This window comes from Limosilactobacillus urinaemulieris (assembly GCF_932750685.1).
Taxonomy (GTDB): domain Bacteria; phylum Bacillota; class Bacilli; order Lactobacillales; family Lactobacillaceae; genus Limosilactobacillus; species Limosilactobacillus urinaemulieris.
Map to the genome: position 1 here is coordinate 64,755 of NZ_CAKOBX010000003.1, position 21,986 is coordinate 86,740.

Consider the following 21,986-nt stretch of genomic DNA (forward strand, 5'->3'; position numbering starts at 1 on the left):
TCTGAACTGAGTTTTTTTACATGATAAATGTGGTTATTCTAACGTTCTAGGCTGCATAGGCGAAATATGCGCGCTGTGACCTTCCGTTTACTGCAGCAGAGTCAAAATGCAACCTCCTTCCACAGTAGCTGACTGAACTTTACATCCCAACAAGTTGGTTATAAAGTCCTAGTCAGCCTTGCGAGGGTTCACAGACGAAAACAAGTTTTCTGGTTCACCGCTTAGGCGCGAGTCGCCTTCGTCGAGAGAAATTGCTGGCTTCTACTGCAACAAAGCCAAAACGTGTTCGCAGGGAAGCCCCTATAGACAACAAACTCCCTCCCAGATGCTTTCAGCATCCAGTCGGGAGAAATTGTTGTCTTACGGGCCTTCTTTACCTGCTCACACTCTATTTGTCATACTTCTCCAATCCAAATTTTTGGATGGCGTAGATGAGTTTGTTGGCGTAGTTGGGGTCGGTAGCATAGCCGTTCTTTTGGAGTTCTTGAGCGGCTTTTCGGTAATTAGTATTGGTGCGGACACCATCGAAGCGGTGATGGTTATCACTGGTTCCATTAACAATAATGTTAGTATGCGCCTTAATTGAATCATCCCATGTTTGGTAAACCGCAAAGTATTGAGGAATGTACCGTTGCTTACCATTAATGTTTTCAATGGTATACATCCGTACCTTATCTTCACCCTTACTTGCCTTCATGCCGAACAAGTTGTTGTATTTATTACCGAGCCGACTATTTCCCCACTGGGACTCTAATCCAGCTTGCGCAATTGTAATACTTGCTGGAATGCCATACTTCTTCTGTTCACGCTGTGCTGCTGGCGCTACCTGAGAGACAAATTGTTGGACAGTCATGTTTTGATCGTGAATTTGTCGCGGGTACCCCGACAATGGACTATTCTTAATGGTTAGCCCACAAATTGTAAAGACGACAACAAGAAAAACGATTGTAATTGCAGAAATAATTTTAGTTTCTTTTTTCATATATATTCCTCTTTGACTTTGACTAAGTATTCGCGCTTATTATAAACAATCATTTACTATAAAGCGAGAAGTTTTAAGACTTCTTTAATAAGTCCTTTTTGACATCATTAAAGTGCTTGACATCGGTAACCTTCATCTTTGGGAAGTTCCTAATCAGCCGACGTTGGTTCCAAGAAAGGTGCTGGTTAAACCGTCGCGTATCTTCACTATTAATGATCTCTGCCCGCCAATTAGCCAGCCGCTGCTTTAAGCGATGTTCTTCCGCAGGCTTGGCTTCTTGGATCAGTTCATGTAAGTGTTCAAACCGTTGATTAATCCGGTTATCCCATTGTTTAGTAGATGTGTGAAGCCGGTGGACACTGAACATCGTCAAAATCGTATCAGTACCCATTACAAGAACGATTATGATTGCTAGCCAACCATGCGTCCGCGCTTCTTCCCAATTAATTATTCGCTGGATAAAAGGTTGGATGTACTTAACTAAGAAAACAACACCGATCCCCCAGAACAATGATATTTCTGGAGCGACTCTTCCTTGGATGTTTCCTTTCAGTTTAGAATAATCCCAGAGCTTCATATGAAAGACTTTCTCCAAAAAGAGACTCGCAAAATATTCAAAGATGCTAGCAACAATAAAGCCAACAATAAATAGGAGAATTAAATTATTTTTAACGGGCTCCGCTGTAATTAAAATCGTGGTAACAGCAAATCCATAAACTGGGCAATATGGACCAAAAAGGAATCCACGGTAGGCGTAGTGATGATCCTTAATCGAACAATAAAAGGTTTCCCATAACCAGCCAACTACCGAATAGGTAAAAAATAAGATAATAATTTCTGAAATTGGGTAATGCATGGTCCGACACCCTCCCTTCATCAATTATTGTCTCATATTTTCTACTTTAAGCTAAGTTTTTCAACATTAAGGATCTTATCAAGCCAGCCTTCATAGAAACTTTGTTCGTGACTAACTAAAATTAAATTTCCCGGGAAATTTTGTAATGCCGTTTTCAGCCCTTCCTTGGTTTCATCATCAAGGTGATTTGTTGGTTCATCCATTATCAAAAAGTTGGACGGGGTTAACTCTAAAATCGCCAACTTAACTTTCGTTTGCTCGCCACCTGAAAGCAAGTGTAACGGCTTCATTGTATTTGCCGCATTAATTCCTGCCCGAGCTAGCTTTTGCCGAATAGTTTTGGGCTGCATCGTTGGAAACATATTTTGAATTGTCTGTAATGGGGTTAATGACGGGTCATCCCATTCAAGATCCTGATCAAAGTAGTTAACCTTAGCGGATGGTGAAAAAGTTGCCGTTCCGCCAAGCGCAGGAATTTTCTTTAAGATCGACTTGATCAACGTTGACTTCCCAACACCGTTAAATCCTGTAAAAAGCAACTTTTCTCCCATCGTCATTGAAAATGTCACGGGCGCTAACAACGGGTGGCCGTAACCAACAGAAAGGTTTTCTACCCGAAGTGCATTCGCGGATCCGGTATTTTCATACGGAAACTTAAAAGTGGCCTTTAAATTATCTGCCGGTGGATCAATCCGCTTCATTCTGGCCAGCATCTTTTCCCGTGACTTAGCCATCGTTGACTTTGAGCCCGCCTTATTTTTTCGAATAAACCGCTCAGCCTTTTCAATAACAACTTGTTGCTTTTCGTATTCTCGTTCTTGGGTTTCCTTCCGCTCTTCCTTTTGGCGCATTGCCTGTTCAAAACTTCCGCGGTACTTAGTAATTTTACCGAAAGCAACATCACAGATCGTATTCGTTACCTGTTCCAAAAAATCATAATCGTGAGAGATGATCATCGCTGCCCCATCGAAGTCATTCAAGTAGTCAATCAGCCACTCAATGTGAGCTGTATCAAGGTAGTTAGTTGGTTCATCAAGCAGGATTACGTCAGGCTTCTCAAGTAACATTTTCGCCAGGATAATTTTAGAACGCTGACCACCACTCATTTCGGAGACAACGTGGTCCTTCCCGATTTCGGTCAATCCTAACCCATTCATTACTCGCTCAACTTCGGTCTCAATATCATAGAAATCATGGGCATCCAATTGTTCTTGGAGCCGACTAGCCTTAGTTAACAGCTCATCATCCATCTTTTGAGCATATTCTTCGTACAGCTTATTCATCCGGTCATTAATTTCATAAAGATCAGCAAAGGCGGTGTGAAGAAACTTGATCAGGGTCATCCCCTTAGGAATATCAACATACTGATCCAAGTAGCCGATCTTGACGTTTTTGGCCCAAGTTACCGTTCCAGAAACCGGGAGAACTTTCCCAATCAAAATCTTAATTAAGGTACTTTTACCAGCACCGTTTTGACCGACAATTCCCATATGCTCATGTTTTTCAAGTTGAAAGCTAGCGTCATCGTAGAGTTGCTTATCCGCATAACTCATTGTCAATCCCTTGACATCTAATACTGCCATGTATTCTCTCCTCATTTTTCCGTTTAAACTGCTTAATATGGTAACACAAATCAAATTTCTCTCCAAACTGATTATTAAAGGAATCTCATTTTTACCTTGACATCCAAATCATCCTTCGCTAAACTATAAGCAATCTTAAATGAACGGAGAATGTTAAATGATTATGTCTCACACTTACAAGTTAAATACTTGGCAAAGCCGGTAATTCGGGTTGAGTTCGTCATGGATGCAACCTGAGATAACAGATTGCATCTGTGCCGGCTGAGAAGTGATCATTTATTCAGTCTGCATGGATCCAACATGCAGGCTTTTCTTTTTCCAAAAAGCGGAGAGCCCCTTGCATGTGGTTCCCCGTTTTTTCTTTAGGGAAGGAGTATTATCTTTATGAAAAGAATGTCCGCAGTCATTATCCTGCTGCTTGGTTTTCTCGGGATTGCCTTTTTCACCGAAAACGGTGGTGTTGTTAAGCAACGAGTTCCAAAAGTCGGGGTATTGACCTTGATGCACCACCCTGCCTTAGATCAAATCTACAAGGGGTATGTCGATGAGCTGGCGAAGGAAGGCTACCACAACGGGAAGAACATTAAAATAGAATACGAGAATGCCAACGGTGACCAGAGTAATCTTAAAACGATGGCCAATACATTGACTAATAATAATCCAACGGTTCTCTTTGGAATTACTACCCCCGCTGCTCAAGCGCTCGCCAATTCTACCACTAAGACGCCAATCATTCTCGGTGGGGTTTCTAACCCTCAAGGAGCCGGCTTAGTGAAGAATAACCAACACCCTGGTGGCAACATTAGCGGTGTCTCCGATTTAGCACCAGTTCACCAGCAACTAACCTTAATCAAGCAATTCGTTCCTAACCTTAAAACTCTCGGGGTAATTTACACTTCCAATGACAGCTCTGGTGTTACTGGCTACCACCAAATTGCCCGTGAATGCAAGAAGATGAACATTAAGCTAAAAGCATACTCGATCTCGAACAGTAACGATTTAAACCAGGTTTCCCAACAAATGGTAAGTCAGGTCGACGCGGTGATTGTGCCAACCGATAACACGGTTGCTGGTGCAATGCAGACACTGGTAAAAAACGCGGACGCTGCTAATAAGCCTGTCTTCCCCGCTACTGACACCATGGTTAAGCAAGGCGGGGTTGCTACATACAGCGTTAACCAATACAAGCTTGGTGTAATGGGAGCAAAAATGACCGTAAAAGTCCTTAAGGGAAAGAAAGTTGGTAACCTCCCAGTTGAGTACGTTCGTCGCGGCGAACCAGTTCTTAACCTTAAGCAGGCACAAAAACTCCACTTACAAATTCCTGCCCAGTTCGAACACGAAGCACAAACAAAGGGGGAAGTATACAAATGAATCTAATCGTCTCATCTATCGGTCAAGGATTATTGTGGGCATTACTCGGTCTTGGCCTCTACCTTACATTCCGAATCCTTGATTTTTGTGATATGACAGTTGAAGGAACTTTCCCTCTTGGTGCCGCCACCGCAGTTACCGCCATCGCAAACGGCATTAACCCGTTTTTAGCAACGTTATTGGCGATCGGTGCTGGAATGATTGCTGGCCTAATTACCGGTCTTCTTTATACTAAGGGAAAGATCCCAAGCCTCCTAGCTGGAATCCTGACCATGACCGCAATTTACTCCGTTGATTTACGGATCATGGGGAAATCTAACATCTCATTATTGGGAAAACCAACACTTTTTAATGGTAATTTTCTTCGTCAACTTCCCCAATTCTTTGATAGTGTAACTGTCGGCTTAATTGTGATCATCATCGTAACGATCCTAATGATGATCTTTCTCGCTACCGATTATGGGCAAGCATTCATTGCAACTGGGGATAACCCCACAATGGCAAAGTCGTTAGGAATTCACACCGACAAAATGATTAATGTTGGCTTAATGGTTTCCAACGGGATGGTTGCTCTCTGCGGTGCCCTCGTTGCCCAAAGCAATGGCTATGCTGACGTTAATATGGGGATTGGAACCATCGTTATTGCTTTAGCTTCAATTATTATTGGTGAAGTGGCCTTTGGTGATCTCACCCTTAATCAACGACTTGTTGCAGTGACCCTTGGTTCAATCATCTATCGCCTAATTTTATTGGCAGTATTACAACTCGGCTTCTCCGCTAACGACCTCAACTTAATTTCTTCAATTGTCCTTGCAATCTGCATGATGCTACCGCAATTGGAAAAGGTTGTTAATTTAAAAAAGCCAATCCTGAAGGGAGTGCAACCACATGAGTAAGCCCATTTTAGAATTAAAAAATGTCAAGACAGTTGTTAATAAGGGAACTGCAAACGAAACCACGATCCTCAAAGGAATTAATTTAAAAATTAACGAAGGTGACTTTATTACCATTGTCGGCACTAACGGGGCCGGTAAGTCAACCCTCTTCAATGTTATTGGCGGGAACCTCCATGCTGACAGCGGACAGATCCTTCATAATGGCAAGGACATCACCCGTTCAACCGAAGAACAACGAACGTCCTTTCTTGCCCGCGTCTTTCAGGATCCAAAGCTTGGAACAGCTCCCCGGATGACCGTTGCTGAAAATATGCTTCTCGCAACAAAGCGTGGTGAAAAGCGTCACCTGGTTTTGCGAAAACTAAAGCAAAACATGGAACGGTTTACTAAATTAGCTGCCACGATGAATAACGGGTTAGAAAACCGAATGACCACCGCAACCGGAGCCCTTTCTGGCGGTCAACGGCAAGCGCTTAGCTTTTTAATGGCTACTCTTAAGCGCCCTGATATTCTTTTATTGGATGAACATACCGCTGCTCTTGATCCGCATACGAGTTTAAACCTCCTCCATGCCACCGATGAGCGGATCAATCAGGATCACCTAACGGCTCTGATGATTACTCATCACCTAGAAGATGCCTTAACATACGGTAATCGGTTAATTGTCCTAAAAGATGGCCAAATTAAAGCCGATTTTAAGGGCGAAGCAAAACAACAGCTTACCACTGACAAACTCTACACCTACTTTGAAGATTAACCTTGTAAATATTCCGAAAATGATATATATTAAGCCTTCAATATATCGTTTTCGGAATATTGAAGGTTTAAATCATGAATTATTGGCTTCTTTTTGTTACCTTTATTGCTGTTAATCTAGACTTCTTCTTTATCTTGCTTTGTCTGGTCAATAAATATCCATTGCGCGACGTTATCATCGGTTACATGATTGGGGTCGCACTCCTAGTTACTGCTAGTTTTGCTGCTGGAAAGATACTTGCACTCTTCCTTCCTGAATAGCTCCTTGGCTTCCTTGGAATTTTACCAATTTACATGGCACTCCATGATAACGATGAAGATTCTAACCAACAATCAGCCACTCGATCACCAATTCTGATCGTTCTCATAACATACCTTGCAGTTTGTTCTGGTTGTAACCTCTCGATCTTCTTACCAATCCTCACGGGAATCTCACTCAATCATTTTGGCTTGGCTTTAAGTTTCATTCTTACCCTCACCATTCTCGTTGTAATTTTGATTAAGGAAATTGGTAAACTATCACCAGTCGCCCGGTTCATGGATAAATATAGCGAACTGCTAATGAAAATTATCTACATTGGAGTCGGAATATATGTTTTCTTCGATAGCAGACTGATTCGTCACTTGGCACAGTGGGTCGGTCTGGTATAATATTCACCAAAAAGCGATGGAGGCCTTCACCTGCGGAACAACCAGATGCCTTAATTAACGAAGCGGCAAAGATTTACAAAGTATTAAGCAATAGCACAAGAATCAAAATCCTCTACTATCTCCGTCACCAGACTGATGAGGTTGATGTAAAAACAATTGTTAATGATCTTGGTCTTGCCCAACCAGTGGTTTCTAAACAACTCGGAATCCTCCGGCGTTACCAACTGGTTTGTTCCCGGCGCTCTGGCACCCGTGTCTTCTACATTCTTGACGATCCCCACATTATGGAATTAACGGATGACATGATTGCTCACGTTAAACACGAAATCAAAGGCGAACCTCACCCGAAGAATTTGTATTAGGGAGAGAGAGTGCGAACCGCGACGGACTAGCCACCGAGTACTAAGGAATCCCGGACGATGATTGTCTTGCAATCAAGGACGGGATAGTTAGACGGAGGTGGCGGTCGCGGTGAGCAGTTCTTTGCTATGTTGCAGTGGAAACGATTAGCTCGAGGAAGGTTAGGCTGAGCACGTTTGAGAGAAAGTACGAGCTTCCTTGCACTACAATATCAATATCCTTTAAGATAATAAGAGGCTAAGAGTATTCTTGGTCTCTTTAATAATTTAAACAATTTTTAACGGGAGGATTATTTGTGAATAACCTATTTGAGCGTACTTCGATTAAAAAGGCCTATTTTACTCTTGCACTACCGGTAGTGTTAAGCATGGCTGTAACGCTTATTTATAATCTGGTTGATACTTTCTTTGTTTCTAAGACTGGTAACCCTGACCTAGTTGCTGGAGTATCTCAGGGAGCGCCAATTTTTACCTTGATGATTGCGATTGGTGATATTTTCGGTCTTGGTGGCAGTTCATTAATTTCACGGCTTTTCGGTGAGCGTAAGGATCAACTTGCAAGAAACGTTTCCGGCTACGCTTTCTATTACTCAATAGCCTGTGGAATTGTTGTTACAATCATCCTATTAGTCTTTCAAAATCCAATCCTTCACCTACTCGGTGCCTCACCTAGTACCTGGAAATACGCCCGTGAATATTACCTGGTAATCGCTTGGGGAGCGGCATTTATCATCTTCGGGTTGTCACCAACCAATATTCTTCGAACGGAAGGCCTCGCGATCCAGTCAATGATTGCCTCAATAGCTGGAACAATCATTAACATCTTCTTAAACCCGATCTTTATTTTCACCTGTGGATTAGGAGCTGCCGGCTCTGCCCTGGCAACGGTCACTTCAAGTGTGATTGCAGATATTATCATGATCTACTATCTCAGAACGAAGAGCAAGAAACTGACGACCTCAATTCATGAAACGAAAATTAGCCGGCATTACCAACTTCAGATCTACGCCATCGGGATTCCCGCATCGATTACCAATATCATGGTCTCCTTTGCCACTGCAATGACTAACCGCTACTTAATTTCATATGGAGCTAATAGCGTTGCTGCAATGGGGATTGCGATGAAAGCTAATTCAATCATTATTATGATCATGGTTGGCTTTGCTTTCGGTGCCCAACCATTAATTGGTTATGCCTACGGTGCCCGAAACGAAAAACGTTTTTACGAAATTATTCATTTTGATTTATTTGTTATTTCTTCAATTAACATTGTCTTAACAATACTTCTTCTTATTTTTGCTCCTGAAGTAATTCGTATCTTTATGAACGATCCGGTAATCGTTAAAGAAGGAGCCTTGATGCTTCGCTGGTTATCTATAACAACTACTTTAGCTGGGATAATCCTGGTATTTACCACCGCTTTCCAGTCAATGGGAAAGGCTGTCCCGGCTTTTTGGTTATCATTCAGTCGTCAAGGGTTAATCTTTGGCCTAGCTATCGTTATTTTGGCTCATTTCTTTGGTTATACGGGAATCCTAGCTGCTCAAGCATGTTCAGACGTGCTAACTTTGATTTTGGGACTAATCTTCTACAAAGTCTATGAACCACACTTTGATAGAAAGGAAAGCTAAATAATAAAGCTGTTGGAGAGCCTAATTGATTCGTCATAAAAGAAAACTAAAAAAGGGATTGTGACATAAGTACTTTTACCAAGTTCAAATACGAACAGCGCGGTACGCAAATGGGTTCCAGTATCCGGTATAACCGAACTCTGGAACCCTATTTGCGCTCGCGGGGGCGTGAAAACGAAGTCATAAATGACTTCTGTCACGCTCCCTTTTTAGATTTTCCTTGAAAAGTAATGATCCAACTTTGCTTCAGGGTAGAAGCCCGTTACCTTTTCTTTAGCAACGCCATCGCGAAAAAGGATCAGGGTTGGGATGCTCATTACTTTGAATTTAGCAGCCATTTCTTTATTATCATCAACATTCAATTTCAAAAACTTAATTTTACCGGCATACTTTTTTTCGAGGTTTTCCAATGCCGGAGCCATCATCTTGCAGGGACCACACCAGGGAGCCCAGAAGTCAACCACCACCACTGGAGCAGAGCTAGTCAACTCAGCAAAAGTCTGGTCAGTCACAACTGTTGCCATTGCTATTCTTCCTTTCGTTTTGGTTGACGAAGATAGTGAATGATCATCGTAACGACAAAGACAATAAGGACAAATGCCCCAAAGTAACCGGATGGTATTTCAATGTCAATTGCCGGAATAGTTAAGAAGAGCTTAATTGCAATAATGAAAATTAAGACATACGCCATTGGTTCCAGTTCTGGAATCTTCCGCATTAACTTCATAATAATTTCAGCGACACCACGCATACATGCAATCCCAATAATACCCCCGATTAAAACGATTACTGGATTATTTGAAATTGCCAAAGATGCCAATACGGAGTCAATCGAGAAGATAATGTCCATCATTTCAATCTGGGCAACTACCGACCAAAATAGCTTTCTTCCCGTTAAGTTTCCGCCTAAACGATGAATTAACGGTTTTTTCTCTTTCTTTTGCTTATGAGAAAACTTGGCACTGAAGAATCGGTATACTAAGTACATTAGGTAAACAGAACCAAGAACCTTAATTTCCCAAAAGTGGATCAAGTAGGTTCCTAACCCAATAACCAGGAACCGGAAAATATACGAACCCCAAATCCCGTAAAAAAGTGATTCTTCCTGTTCCTTTAGCGTTGGTAAGACTCGTGTTTGGGCGGCCAACACAATCGCATTATCGACCGAAAGCAAACACTCAATTAATACTAAGGAAAGGATAATCAACCAATCCTGTCCTGAAGTAATTACCATTGCCCAATTATGACCATCAAAGAATGGACCATAAAGCTTTTCTAAAAGTGACAATCAATGTCCTCCTTTAATTTCTCTATTCTAAATGGTATTTTACCAGATCTTGACTAAAATAGTCAGGAAGCGGCGCGGTAATTGTAATCTTCTGATTACTAAACGGCACCACTAACCGTTGCTTGTACCCGTGTAAGTACATTTTAGCTGACGAAGAAGGATTATAAATCGGATCTCCCACAATCGGATGACCGCTATATTCAAGATGAACTCTTAATTGGTGAGTTCTTCCCGTTCCTAACCTCAAATCAACCAGCGAATACTCCGAATTACTCTTAATCGTTTGATAAAAGGTTTGTGCCCGTTGTGAATGCTCGCCATTAACCTTTCTTTTCCGAATGTCACTCGGGTCATTTCCAATTGGCCAATCCCACTCACCACTACCTTTAATTTGCCCTTCAACTAATGCTAGGTATTCCCGATGAATTCTCCCCTGACTAATTAATCGGTCTAAGATTGGCACCACAACCGGATTTTTTGCCACAATTACTGCCCCACTAGTTTGCAGATCAATTCGGTGAACCATGTATGCTTGATGGCGTAAATATCCGGCAACATCGTTCATTAGTGTTCCGGTTTCTCCCATCTCATTGGGGTGGCTCTTTTGCCCCCGTGGTTTATTAACAACTAGTAAATCACGATTTTCATACAGGACAGCCAACTTCGGCCTCCGTGTCGGAATGTACTGGTTATTGCCCGGATGCCGGAACTCATCTCCTCTAAATTGCAACATCACCTGATCTCCAGGGTGAACTGCTGTATTCATTGGATGGTACTTACCATTTACTAACACTTGACGACGACTACGCAGATAGTGAACAAAACGGTTTGGCAGGAGCCATTGTCGCTGCAATAGTTCACGAATGGAAATCGCTGGCTGATTAGCGGTTAACTGTTCCCGGATTTGCCATTGATAGTTAGTCATTACTTAACCTCCCGAACGGTTAATTGGTCAGGAACGTGATAAACTTTTGGCTTATCCCAATTGAGCATTTCTGAAGTCAACTGTAATTTTGTAATGTCACCCCGGTGGTACGGCTGAAAGTAATAACTGCAACTCTCAGCCACAGTCACTGCCCGATATACGGAATAGGTACTCTGGTGACGGGTATTTTGCGGTACCGTCACACTATCTAAAAGGTGCCATTCGCTAACCACCCCATGTTTTTCATCTTGCGGAACATCCGATCGTTCCTTTAAGTAAGCTGCACGAACAAACCTGGCACTTGGTGAATAATAACCTGGTGGATTGGTTTTCCCTGAAAGTCGGCCAGTTGTTACTCGTGGTGTGTTGAGTGGGACACGGTGTTCATTAAACTCGGGTGTAAATTCAACATACTTTTCCATTTGGTGAAGCTGCTTTTCAAAATTAGGACTGTTAGTTACTACACCTAGGGGATTCTCAATTATTCTTAACGGGTTCTGGGTTGGCTCAATCACGACAATTCTTCCCGTTCGATCAGCAACCGCAAAATGAAGTTCCGGATTGCCATATTTGGTATCACTATTCTTTTCGCTCATTAATTCCACTTCATTAAGGTGCTCTTCAATTTCAGCGACGGTTCGAAAGTTGCCGAGAAGCCAAAAGATAAATTCATACGCTGCAAGATGAACTTTCTCCTGGTTACGCTCATCTACGTAGTGTGCCCCGTTAGCAAATGTCAGCTTCTGCGCCATTAATCCATACTCATTAACCCCATCTGATACATCGATCCGGGTTGCAGAAAGGCTTCCCCCGCCAACCATTGCATATTTATTTGTATAAATCCGGTGATCGAATGCGGTGGCCCATTTAAATTGCCGAGGAACAAATAATGGTGAGACGGCCAAGAGCGGCCAATCCATTGTTCGTGCCAATAAGTGAGTGTGGTCCAATGTTACCTGATAAATACTGGTACACATGATCGTTTACCTCCCATTTTTTATCTTAAGTTTATCTGATTTCCCGGGAAATAGTTATCATTTTGTTTCCAGACTGCTTTACTTTTCTCTGTTAAAATAGTTGAATAGGATTATAAGCGATTTACGCAAGGGGGATGAACGGCAATGTTAAGTACGGAGAGAATCAACGCTCATAGCTGGTGGATCAGTGTGTTTGAACCACTCCCCCATGAGCGACAGGATCTTATCCAAAAGTACGAGGTTACCAAGGAACTGCTTGACTATGCCATCGACCCCTATGAAAAAGCCCGGGTTGAAGTTGATCCAGATGCTGGAGTTACCTTGCTGATCTTCGATGTTTATGTCCCAACTCACGAGGTCACTGCTCCACAGACCGCACCGATCGGTATTATGTTAACGAATAACAATCTAATCACATTTACAAATGCCAAGACTAACTTTGTTAACGGGATTATCGCTAACCAACTCAAACGTTTACAGAACCGCGATACCGTTGTTGAAAAATTAAATCTGGTTCTTGCCGTCCTGTACCGCTTGTCAACCGATTACTTTGGTCCGTTACGCCGGGTTGACCAAAAGCGGCAACAAATCCAGCGCTCGCTTCAAGGACGTACCGGACGAAAAGCTATTACTGAATTTATGGAAATTGAAACTGGCTTGGTCTACATGCTTACCTCATTAAAAGGAAATGTTTCACTACTGGAAGAATTCGAACGCCGAATGAACCCGATCATGTCGACCCGGCAAAGAAATGACCTTGATGATGTCATTGTCGAAGCCCAGCAAGGACTTGAAATGGCACAGATGACTTCTGATGTTTCTGCCCGGGTTTCCAATGCATACAGCAAGGTCCTGGATAGTGATCTAAACCAAACAATGAAGTTTTTAACAATCTATTCAATCCTCCTTTCCATCCCCACCATTGTCGCCGGCTTTTATGGTGAAAACGTTGCCCTACCACTAGCTAACAAGAGCTATTCCTGGATCATTACCATTGTAATTGCAATCCTCTTAATGATCCTCTGCGCCGTCTTCCTAATTAGAAAGGATTGGTGGAAGTAATAGAGCGTGAGCAGGCTAAGAAGTCCCGTAAGACAACAATTTCTCCCGACTGGATGCTAAAAGCATCTGGGAGGGAGGTTGTTGTCTATAGGGGCTTCCCTGTGAACGCGTTTTGACTCGGTTGAAATAGAAGCTAGGAAGCGCAGACGAAGCACGTTATTACTATGTAGAAAGCTGTTGTCTATAGGGGCTTTCCTGTGAACGCGTTTTGGCTCGGTTGCATTCAAAAAGCCTAAGTACATAAGCTTGAATGGCTATGTACTTAGGCCTTGTTTTTTGTGTGGTTAGAGCTAGCGTTCTAGGTAACAAAGTAGAGATCTGCTCACCAGGAACTTGCTAGAGCTAACGTTCTAGGCAACTGAGTCTAAACGTGCTTTGCCCGAGTTTCCTAGAGCCAGTGTTCTACTGCAACTGAGTCAAGATCTGTTCACCGTGACCGCAATCTCCGTCTAACTATCCCGTCCTTGATTGTAAAACAATTATCGTCCGAGATTCCTTAGTACTCGATTGCTAGTCCGTCACGGCTCACACTCTAACTGAAACGTGCTCAGCCTAACCTTCCTCAAGCTAACGACCTCCACCTCCGACGGCAAGACGCCGTTCGGTGGAGAAATCGTTAGCCACCGGAAGGTTTTAACGGCTTCGCACTCTCCTAATAATTATCCCCTCTCTCGAACTGGAATTTGGAGTTGAGGAGAGATTGGTGGATGAGACTGTTGAGGAGATCCCTAGTGGCATCCATGGCGTGGGTGGCGGTCTTTTCGTTCCGCTTGGTAAGGAAGTCGGTAACGGCATCCCCCTGCTTGGTCTTGGCAATCGCGGTAATCATATCAATTCGCTTAACGGCATAGCTTTGTGAAGCATCACGGAAAGCATTTACTTCGTTAATAAACTCGTGGTAACGTGGTTCAACGATGACCTCAAGTTGCTTTTGTAGCCAGTATGCACTGTCATCAACCTTGTTACCAGCATGGTCATATGATGCTGGCGTTGCGTTAATGTTGGTAAAGAATGGAACATATGGGCTGTATGCAAAGAAGCCGAAGTTAATCCATTGAATTGCGGCACATTCAGCTGGGACATTATTCCGAATTTGCAAAATGCATGAGCTTTGGTTCCGGTCTAAAGCAATCGAACGGAACTTCTTTTGATCCTTTTCATCACCAGAAGCGTATGAGCCAGTTGGATCATATGGCGTACCATTGTAGTGTGATGACAAGAAGTATTCAACATCTTCAACAGCCAGCTTCTTCTCTGCCCGTTGGATAAACGGAATATCTAAGCTGGTTGGTTCTTGTTCAACTGATGGGGTAAATAGCTTTTGACCATACCATGAACGCGGTGTGTTGTAGTATTGGTCAGCTTCATCATTAGTCCCGAAAATCTTCCGGAAATTGAAGCCGCCTGGGTATGGATTTAGGTTATTATCTTGAACAAATTGTTGGATTGTTGGGGCAAACATAAAGTTGTCTGGGTCTTCAAAGTTAACCTCTTCAATGCACATAATGTTAGGACAAATTGCATAAGCATCATCTGGAATCCGCTGAGCAACCCACTGGTGACCACCAGCAGTTTCAAAGTACCAGACTTCATTGTTATCACTAAATGCAATTCCGTTACTTTCACCAGTCCCGTAAGTTTCAATTAGATGACCAAGATGTTGAACCCCTTCACGGGCACTCTTGATAAATGGCAGAACAAGGTAAACCATTGAGTCTTCGTCGACACCCTTTTCAACAAGCGGGTCGTGACCCAGTACTCGTGGATTAGTCATTTCGGTTTCGGATGCACTCATCGCAACGTTATATTCGTTGATCCCTTGTTCATCCCACCGGCCGTTATTAATATCACCATTTGTTGTGGCGGTAAAACGACAACCTTGACCATCCAAGTCAACTTCTAACCCATTGTAGGTTGACTTAAAGTGTTCTCCAGTATAGTCCTTAGCAGGATAGACTTGGAAAGTCTTGGGGTTAACACCGTCGTAATAATCTTCATTCCGTGCAATCATGGTTGAACCATCAATTGACGCGTTTTTACCAACTAACATTGCAGTACAACTGCTCATTTTCTTGACGCTCATTTTGTCCCGTCCTTTCGGTTGCGTTTACTAATATAATAACACTTTTAGCCCAATCAACTTGCTTGCTTTTTCAAGTCGTGGTAGGATAACAACACTATATGCCTATATAATACCGTAATATGGTCGGTGAGTCTCTACCCAAAGCCTTAAACTTTGGACTATAAGCAATCATACTAGTTTATGTGTAGGGACTGAGAAGTAACGTAACTCAGTCTCTTTTCTGTTTTAAAGGGAGGATTAATCGTGGACGAAACAGGTTCAGTAAATAACGCTCACCAACGAAAAGTTTTATTTTCGCCTAAAGACCTGGTACTTGGTTTTCAACACTTATTAGCAATGTATTCAGGGGACGTTCTTGTCCCGTTACTCATTGGTAGCTACTTGCATTTTTCGACCATCCAAATGACTTACCTGGTCTCAATTGATATTTTCATGTGTGGAATTGCGACCTTGCTCCAATTGAAGCGAACGCCACTGACTGGGATTGGTCTTCCTGTTGTTCTGGGATGTGCTGTTCAATCAGTAACCCCATTGGAATCAATCGGGAGTAAGCTAGGAATCACCTATATGTACGGGGCAATTATTGCTGCCGGAATCTTTGTTTTCCTGATTGCTGGTGTATTTTCCCGACTAAAAAAGCTTTTTCCCCCCGTCGTTACTGGTTCCTTAATCACTATCATTGGCTTTACCTTAGTTCCGGTCGGTTTCCAGGATCTCGGTGGTGGTACACCGACCGCCCATTCATTTGGTGATCCAAAAAACCTCTTCATTGGGTTCGTCACAATTGCGGTGATCCTCCTTCTTAATGCTTGGGCAAAAGGTTTCTTGAAGTCAATTGCCATTTTACTAGGAATCTTGATTGGATCCTTTGTTGCTGGTGCAATGGGGATGGTTTCGTTAAAGCCGGTTTCTGAAGCTGCTTGGCTCCATACTCCACAACTATTCTTCTTTGGTGTTCCTCACTTTAACGGAAGTGCCATGATTACAATGATTCTGGTTTCATTAACAACGATGATTGAGTCTACCGGGGTTTTCTTTGCCCTGAGCGAAGTTACCGGACAAAAGCTTACAAGCGATGACATCAAACGGGGGTACCGTGCTGAAGGAATTGCCGCAATTCTTGGTGGCCTCTTTAATACCTTTCCCTACTCAACATTCTCCGAAAACGTTGGTGTTATCCGGATGTCTGGAGTTAAGACCCGTCGACCAGTGTACTACGCCGCCTTCATGCTGTTGCTTCTAGGATTGCTTCCCAAGGCCGGTGCACTTGCGACCGTTATTCCCGATCCGGTTCTTGGTGGTGCCATGATTGTTATGTTCGGGATCGTTGGGGTTCAAGGGATTCAAATTCTACATAAGGTTGACTTTACTGATAACGGAAATATCCTGGTTGCCTCAGTTTCTGTTGGTTTAGGGTTAGGTGTAACCATGTATCCACATATTTTTCAATTCCTACCAACCGAATTTCAGATTATGATGGGAAACGGTGTGGTTGTCGGTAGTGTTGCTGCTGTTGTTCTTAACCTACTCTTCAACGGTTACGGAAAAGAAAAGCCAGCCAAAGATTAATCTCATTAAATTTTAATAATAGTATTGACAATTTAATTTGGTCACGCTAGAATAATTTCAACAATTATCGTTTCAGTAATTGCTTCGTTCGGTGTCAGAGAGCCGGTGGGGATGTGCGAACCGGTCAGGCGGAGTTAATGAATTATCGCGAGTTTAAGATTGCTCGGCCATAGTCAGTGCCGTTACCACCTGATACGAGAGCGTATTAGATCAATACGTATGTGGGTGGTACCGCGGTTAATAAATCGTCCCGTTGATGAATCATTTCATCAGCGGGATTTTTTATGCAAGCAGTTCATTAAGGAGGAGCAAAAAATGAAAAATTGTGGTGGCATTATCCGTTATCAACTTCAATTCAAACACTAACCAATCAATTATTTTATAAGGGAGATTTGAATTATGAAGTCAATTAAGTTCGGTGAAGCAGTTAGTATCCTACTAATTATGTTAATTATTTTAGGGACAGCCGTTATTAAGTTTGGGCTCTCCCCACAAATTCCGGTCCTCTTCGTCATTGCCTTAATCATGCTTTGGGCAAAACTGCGGGGAGCTTCTTGGGACGACCTTCATAAGGGAATCCAAGATGGAATTGGTACAGCAATCATTCCTATTTTTATCTTTATCCTGATTGGGGCATTAATTGCCGTTTGGATTAAAGCCGGGATTATTCCATCAATTATGGTAATCGGCTTTAAGATTATCAGCGCACGGTGGTTCGTTCCTTCTACTTTCCTCGTCTGTTCACTAGTTGGGGTTTCAATTGGGAGTGGCTTTACAACGATTTCAACAATCGGGTTAGCACTTTTCGCTGTCGGTCACGCAATGGGAATTAACCCAGCCTTAGTTGCCGGTTCAATTATCTCCGGTGCAGTTTTCGGTGATAAGATGTCGCCACTATCCGATTCCACTAACCTGGCCTCCGCAATTGCCGGTAGTGATTTATTCGCTCACATTAAGAACATGATGTGGTCCACCATCCCATCTTTCATTGTTTCATTTATTCTTTTCTGGATTATTGGTCAAAGCGGTAGCGGGATGAACTCTAGTAAGATCGTTCACACTACGCAAGCATTAGTGAACAACTTTAGTATTAGCTGGTGGGCCTTGCTGCCAATCGCATTACTCTTCATCTGCGCTTGGCGTCACATTCCAGCTATTCCAACCCTATTTATCAACATCATTGTGACCGTAATCATGATTTTTGTTCAGGATCCACACACATCCCTTAAATCATTAACTAACTTGATTAGTGAGGGATTCGTCGCCCATACTAATGATGCTTCAGTTAATGCTCTTCTTTCTCGTGGTGGAATTACCAGTATGATGGGAACAGTCTCCTTGATTATTGTGACCCTTTCTCTGGGGGGCATCTTAATGCAATTTAACGTTATCCAATCTGCAATGGATCCCCTTGTTAAGCACCTTAAGACTCCAGGAAGCTTAATTCTGACTACAATTCTTTCCGGAATTGGGGTGAACCTCTTCGTTGGTGAACAATACCTTTCAGTAATTCTTCCAGGACGAGCCTTTAAGACCGCCTTTAAAGATATGAAGCTTTCTCCATTAGCCCTTAGTCGGGTTCTTGAAGATGGTGGTAGTGTTATTAACTACCTGATTCCATGGGGAGTTGCCGGGATGTTCGCCGCCTCCACTCTTGGCGTACCAGTTCTTCACTTCTTACCATTCGCATTCTTCAGCCTTTTCTCACCAGTCTTCTCCGTTATTAGCGGATTTACTGGGATTGGATTAAAACGTGCTAAAAATTAAATACTAAATAATAGAAGAAAACTGCTAGTGTCTCATCGGACGTTAGCAGTTTTCTTCATTGATTTCCCAGGCAATTTTTTACCGTCAATAATCTCCCTTAGCAACAGACTTGGAAAAGCGAGCCAATGTTTTGCTTAACCTGGCGGGCAGTATCCGAGTGATTCATTGTGTAAAGGTGGATTCCGGAGACATCATTGGTCACTAAATCAACAATTTGATCAATTGCATAGGTGATTCCAGCTTGTTTCAATGCTTGGGGATGGTTATGATATTTTGCCAGAATATCCTTAAACTTCTCCGGAACTGTCACCGCACTAGTTTGCAAAATTCGGTTAGCTTGTCGTTCATTAACGACTGGCATAATTCCTGCAATAATTGGTACATCAATCCCGCCAATGGCACACAACTCACGGAACCGATAATAACTGTGATTATCCAAGAAAAGCTGGGTAATTATTTGGTCACACCCTGCTTCAACCTTTAATCTTAAATGTTGAATTTCATCTACCATACTCAGTGACTCGGGATGTTTCTCCGGGTAGCAAGCTCCGGTAATTTGGAAGTCAGGATAGTTTTGTTTGATATAAGCAATCAGATCACTAGCATGAGCAAAGTCAGTTTTCTTTTCCAGGTTTGGTCGTTCATCGCCCCGCAGCACCAGTACCCGGTCGACATGGCATACTCGCAATTGCTCCAAGATTCGATCAACGTCTTCCCGACTGAGATACCAAGCAGGAAGATGGGCCATTGCTGGCACTTGACAACCATTCTCAACGTAATCAGCTACCCTAACCGTTTCATGAGCAAGCTGTTTTGTATTGCTGTTACAAGTGACACTGATGAAATCCGGGGAAAGATCACGCAAAGATGTTAGTACCTGGTTAAGATGATTGATCCCCATCGTCGAATTAGGCGGAAAAACTTCGTACGATAAAGTTGTCATTTAATCACCCTCTCCTAACTGACGACGAACTTCACGAGTTGCTTCAATTACATTGGCTAAACTAGCCCTTGTTTCCTCAACACCACGGGTTTTTAGACCACAGTCTGGATTAATCCAGACCTTTGGAGCAGCAATCTTAGCAAGGATCCGGTTGATTGTTGTCTTCACCTCGTCAACGGATGGAATTCGTGGTGAGTGAATATCATAAACTCCAGGTCCCACTTCCGTTTCAAAATGTTGTTTTTTCAGTGTATCAAGGATTTCCAAATTAGAACGTGAGGCCTCAAAGGAAATAACGTCGGCATCCATCGCATCAATTGCTGGAACAATATCGGAAAACTCGCTGTAACACATATGGGTATGGATCTGGGTTTCTGGTTTGACCTTGCTATGGACTAAGCGGAAAGCTGGAATGGCCCAGTTCAAGTATTCAGAATACCAATCAGATTTCCTCAGCGGCAGTTTTTCTCTCAAGGCCGCTTCATCAATCTGAATGATCTTAATCCCGTTAGCTTCTAGGTCAAGAACTTCCTTTTGGATAGCCAAAGCTAACTGAAGAGTTGATTCCTTTAAGCTAATATCTTCACGGGGGAATGACCAGTTCAGGATGGTTACCGGTCCTGTCAGCATCCCCTTAACCAGCTTTTTGGTTTGGCTTTGAGCGTACTTGGACCACTTAATGGTAATTGGCTGTTGTCGTTTAACATCACCCCAAATAATTGGCGGCTTAACACAGCGGGTTCCATATGATTGAACCCATGCATTTTTGGAGAAAAGATACCCCGAAAGGTGCTGACCGAAATATTCAACCATATCATTTCGTTCAAACTCCCCATGTACCAGGACATCCAGTCCGATCTTCTCTTGCCACTTTAACCAATCGTCAATCTTTCCCTTAATAAAGTCGTCGTATTGTTTTTGATCAATTTCATGGCGACGGAACTGACGACGAGTCTGTCGAACTTCCTTAGTTTGTGGGAAGGAGCCGATCGTTGTGGTTGGTAAAAGTGGTAGGTGAAATTCTGCTTTCTGGATCTTTTCTCGCACCTGACGAGCTGGTTGACGAACAAAGTCTTCATCCTTCAGGTTTGCAATTTGCTCATGTAATTCAGCATCCTCCTGAACTCGCTGCTTCGCAAACAATTCCTGGTTAGCACGAAGCTTTTCTTTAGCAGAACCTTCGTAGATTGCTGCAAGCTCTTTAAGCTCAGCTAACTTTTCTACAGCAAATGCAAAGTGCTCTTTAACAGCTGGCTCAAAGTTTTCATTTTCAACTGTAATTGGCACATGGAGTAACGAGCAAGAGGTGCTAACTATAAGATTTTTCACTCCAGCTTTTTTGAGTTGCGTCAAACTCTTATCATAATGGTTTCGCCAAATATTTTTTCCGTTGACGATTCCTGCAAAAAGAGTCTTATCTTCTGGAAAATGATGACGAACTAATTGAAGTGTCTGCTTTCCTTCAACAAAGTCAAGGCCAAGGCCGTCAAACGGTAATTCGATCAAGTCGTCATAAATATCCCGAACGTCACCAAAGTAAGTCTGCAGGAGAACCTTTAATTTTCCTTTAGCCTTCAATAGTGGCTGGTAGAGTTCATTGAATAGTTGACGATCTTCAGTAGTTAAATCCTTAACGAGGGCCGGTTCATCAAGTTGAATCCATTGCGCCCCACTGTCTGCAAGTTTATTAAAAACTTCTTTATAGGCAGTTACAGCGTCATTAATAAAGTCACGAGCAGTCACATTTTGATATTCACTTAGCTTCAGTAATGTAAAGGGACCAATCAATACGGGGCGGGTAATGATCCCTAATTCTTTTGCTTCTTCAAACTCTGCAAAAATTTTATTTCCAGTTAGCTTAAATTGGGTATCCTGATTAAGCTGCGGAACAAGGTAGTGATAATTGGTGTTAAACCACTTCTTCATTGGCCAAGCCAGAACATTCCCTTCTTCACCCTGGTAACCACGTGCTAGGGCAAAGTACTTATCTAACTCAGAAAACGGTAAGTCTTGAACATCCTGTGGAACCAGGTTAAATAGGAAGGCAGCGTCTAAAGTTTGATCGTAGTATGAAAAGTCATTGCTCGGAATTGCATCGATCCCTGCCTGTTGAAGAAGTTTCCAGTTGTTTTTTCTCAGTTTCTTTGCCGTTGTCCGTAATTCTTCTTGACTAATCTTATTCTTAAAGTATTTTTCAGTAGCAAATTTTAATTCACGCTTCTCACCTATCCGGGGGAAGCCGATAATCGTAGTAGTTGTTGTCATTACTTATTCATCTCTTTCG

The 21,986-nt window shown here is 42.6% G+C and carries 18 protein-coding genes, 1 pseudogene and 1 riboswitch; of the genes and pseudogenes, 9 read left to right on the forward strand and 10 right to left on the reverse strand.

Annotated features, from left to right (window positions below; genetic code table 11):
• Positions 1 to 388: 388 nt before the first annotated feature.
• From MR181_RS02930 to MR181_RS02940, 3 genes are all read right to left on the reverse strand, one after another.
• Entirely contained in the window at positions 389 to 982 is a 594-nt protein-coding gene (locus MR181_RS02930; protein WP_242334671.1) for a glycoside hydrolase family 73 protein, read from the reverse strand.
• A gap of 73 nt (positions 983 to 1,055) precedes the next feature.
• Positions 1,056 to 1,838 carry a putative ABC transporter permease gene (locus MR181_RS02935; RefSeq protein WP_242334675.1) on the reverse strand — a complete coding sequence of 261 codons (783 nt, stop codon included), beginning with the start codon at positions 1,836 to 1,838 and terminating at the stop codon, positions 1,056 to 1,058.
• Between the two features lie 41 nt (positions 1,839 to 1,879).
• Positions 1,880 to 3,421, reverse strand: coding sequence for an ABC-F family ATP-binding cassette domain-containing protein (locus MR181_RS02940; RefSeq protein ID WP_242334678.1), 1,542 nt, complete (start codon positions 3,419 to 3,421; stop codon positions 1,880 to 1,882).
• Positions 3,422 to 3,805: 384 nt separating this feature from the next.
• Here MR181_RS02940 and trpX point away from each other — a divergent pair, with 384 nt between their 5' ends.
• From trpX to MR181_RS02970, 6 genes and pseudogenes are all read left to right on the forward strand, one after another.
• Complete coding sequence (gene trpX / locus MR181_RS02945) at positions 3,806 to 4,795, forward strand: tryptophan ABC transporter substrate-binding protein (protein WP_242334681.1); 990 nt, start codon at positions 3,806 to 3,808, stop codon at positions 4,793 to 4,795.
• Entirely contained in the window at positions 4,792 to 5,691 is a 900-nt protein-coding gene (locus MR181_RS02950; RefSeq protein ID WP_003716517.1) for an ABC transporter permease, read from the forward strand. The genes trpX and MR181_RS02950 overlap by 4 nt, the downstream gene beginning before the upstream one ends.
• Positions 5,684 to 6,448: an ABC transporter ATP-binding protein gene (locus MR181_RS02955; RefSeq protein ID WP_191912517.1), complete on the forward strand. Its 765-nt coding sequence runs from the start codon at positions 5,684 to 5,686 to the stop codon at positions 6,446 to 6,448. Before MR181_RS02950 ends, MR181_RS02955 begins: the two co-directional genes overlap by 8 nt.
• A 74-nt stretch (positions 6,449 to 6,522) precedes the next feature.
• Positions 6,523 to 7,098, forward strand: a pseudogene (locus tag MR181_RS02960) (cadmium resistance transporter).
• Entirely contained in the window at positions 7,098 to 7,460 is a 363-nt protein-coding gene (locus MR181_RS02965; RefSeq protein ID WP_242334964.1) for an ArsR/SmtB family transcription factor, read from the forward strand. Before MR181_RS02960 ends, MR181_RS02965 begins: the two are co-directional and overlap by 1 nt.
• A 293-nt stretch (positions 7,461 to 7,753) precedes the next feature.
• On the forward strand, positions 7,754 to 9,088 hold the full coding sequence (locus tag MR181_RS02970; protein ID WP_242334684.1) for an MATE family efflux transporter: 1,335 nt from the start codon (positions 7,754 to 7,756) through the stop codon (positions 9,086 to 9,088).
• Between the two features lie 209 nt (positions 9,089 to 9,297).
• On the opposite strand, the gene trxA is transcribed toward MR181_RS02970, so the two are convergent.
• Genes trxA through MR181_RS02990 form a run of 4 tightly spaced genes read right to left on the reverse strand, consistent with a single transcriptional unit; the run spans position 9,298 to position 12,278 of the window.
• The gene (gene trxA, locus MR181_RS02975; protein WP_242334687.1) at positions 9,298 to 9,612 is read right to left on the reverse strand and encodes a thioredoxin; all 315 of its coding nucleotides are present in this window, start codon (positions 9,610 to 9,612) and stop codon (positions 9,298 to 9,300) included.
• A gap of 2 nt (positions 9,613 to 9,614) precedes the next feature.
• On the reverse strand, positions 9,615 to 10,376 hold the full coding sequence (locus MR181_RS02980) for a DUF475 domain-containing protein (protein WP_098044522.1): 762 nt from the start codon (positions 10,374 to 10,376) through the stop codon (positions 9,615 to 9,617).
• Positions 10,377 to 10,398: 22 nt separating this feature from the next.
• A complete protein-coding gene (locus tag MR181_RS02985; RefSeq protein WP_242334690.1) occupies positions 10,399 to 11,301 on the reverse strand; it encodes an RluA family pseudouridine synthase in 903 nt (300 codons plus the stop codon).
• Positions 11,301 to 12,278 carry a choloylglycine hydrolase family protein gene (locus MR181_RS02990; protein ID WP_242334693.1) on the reverse strand — a complete coding sequence of 326 codons (978 nt, stop codon included), beginning with the start codon at positions 12,276 to 12,278 and terminating at the stop codon, positions 11,301 to 11,303. Before MR181_RS02990 ends, MR181_RS02985 begins: the two co-directional genes overlap by 1 nt.
• Before the next feature lie 144 nt (positions 12,279 to 12,422).
• Between MR181_RS02990 and MR181_RS02995 the strand changes: the two genes are divergently transcribed.
• A complete protein-coding gene (locus tag MR181_RS02995; protein ID WP_242334696.1) occupies positions 12,423 to 13,340 on the forward strand; it encodes a magnesium transporter CorA family protein in 918 nt (305 codons plus the stop codon).
• 652 nt (positions 13,341 to 13,992) lie between these two features.
• Here MR181_RS02995 and MR181_RS03000 read toward each other — a convergent pair.
• A complete protein-coding gene (locus MR181_RS03000) occupies positions 13,993 to 15,423 on the reverse strand; it encodes a C69 family dipeptidase (RefSeq protein WP_242334699.1) in 1,431 nt (476 codons plus the stop codon).
• 82 nt (positions 15,424 to 15,505) lie between these two features.
• A riboswitch (purine riboswitch) is annotated at positions 15,506 to 15,604 on the forward strand.
• Between the two features lie 62 nt (positions 15,605 to 15,666).
• Here MR181_RS03000 and MR181_RS03005 point away from each other — a divergent pair.
• Positions 15,667 to 16,992: a nucleobase:cation symporter-2 family protein gene (locus MR181_RS03005; RefSeq protein WP_277956483.1), complete on the forward strand. Its 1,326-nt coding sequence runs from the start codon at positions 15,667 to 15,669 to the stop codon at positions 16,990 to 16,992.
• A gap of 399 nt (positions 16,993 to 17,391) precedes the next feature.
• On the forward strand, positions 17,392 to 18,759 hold the full coding sequence (gene nhaC / locus MR181_RS03010; protein WP_191911060.1) for a Na+/H+ antiporter NhaC: 1,368 nt from the start codon (positions 17,392 to 17,394) through the stop codon (positions 18,757 to 18,759).
• A gap of 97 nt (positions 18,760 to 18,856) precedes the next feature.
• Here the strand turns inward: nhaC and metF are convergent, their stop codons facing one another.
• Positions 18,857 to 19,702, reverse strand: coding sequence for a methylenetetrahydrofolate reductase [NAD(P)H] (gene metF / locus MR181_RS03015; protein WP_242334702.1), 846 nt, complete (start codon positions 19,700 to 19,702; stop codon positions 18,857 to 18,859).
• Positions 19,703 to 21,967, reverse strand: a complete 2,265-nt coding sequence (gene metE / locus MR181_RS03020) for a 5-methyltetrahydropteroyltriglutamate--homocysteine S-methyltransferase (RefSeq protein ID WP_242334705.1) — start codon at positions 21,965 to 21,967, stop codon at positions 19,703 to 19,705.
• Between the last annotated feature and the right edge of the window lie 19 nt (positions 21,968 to 21,986).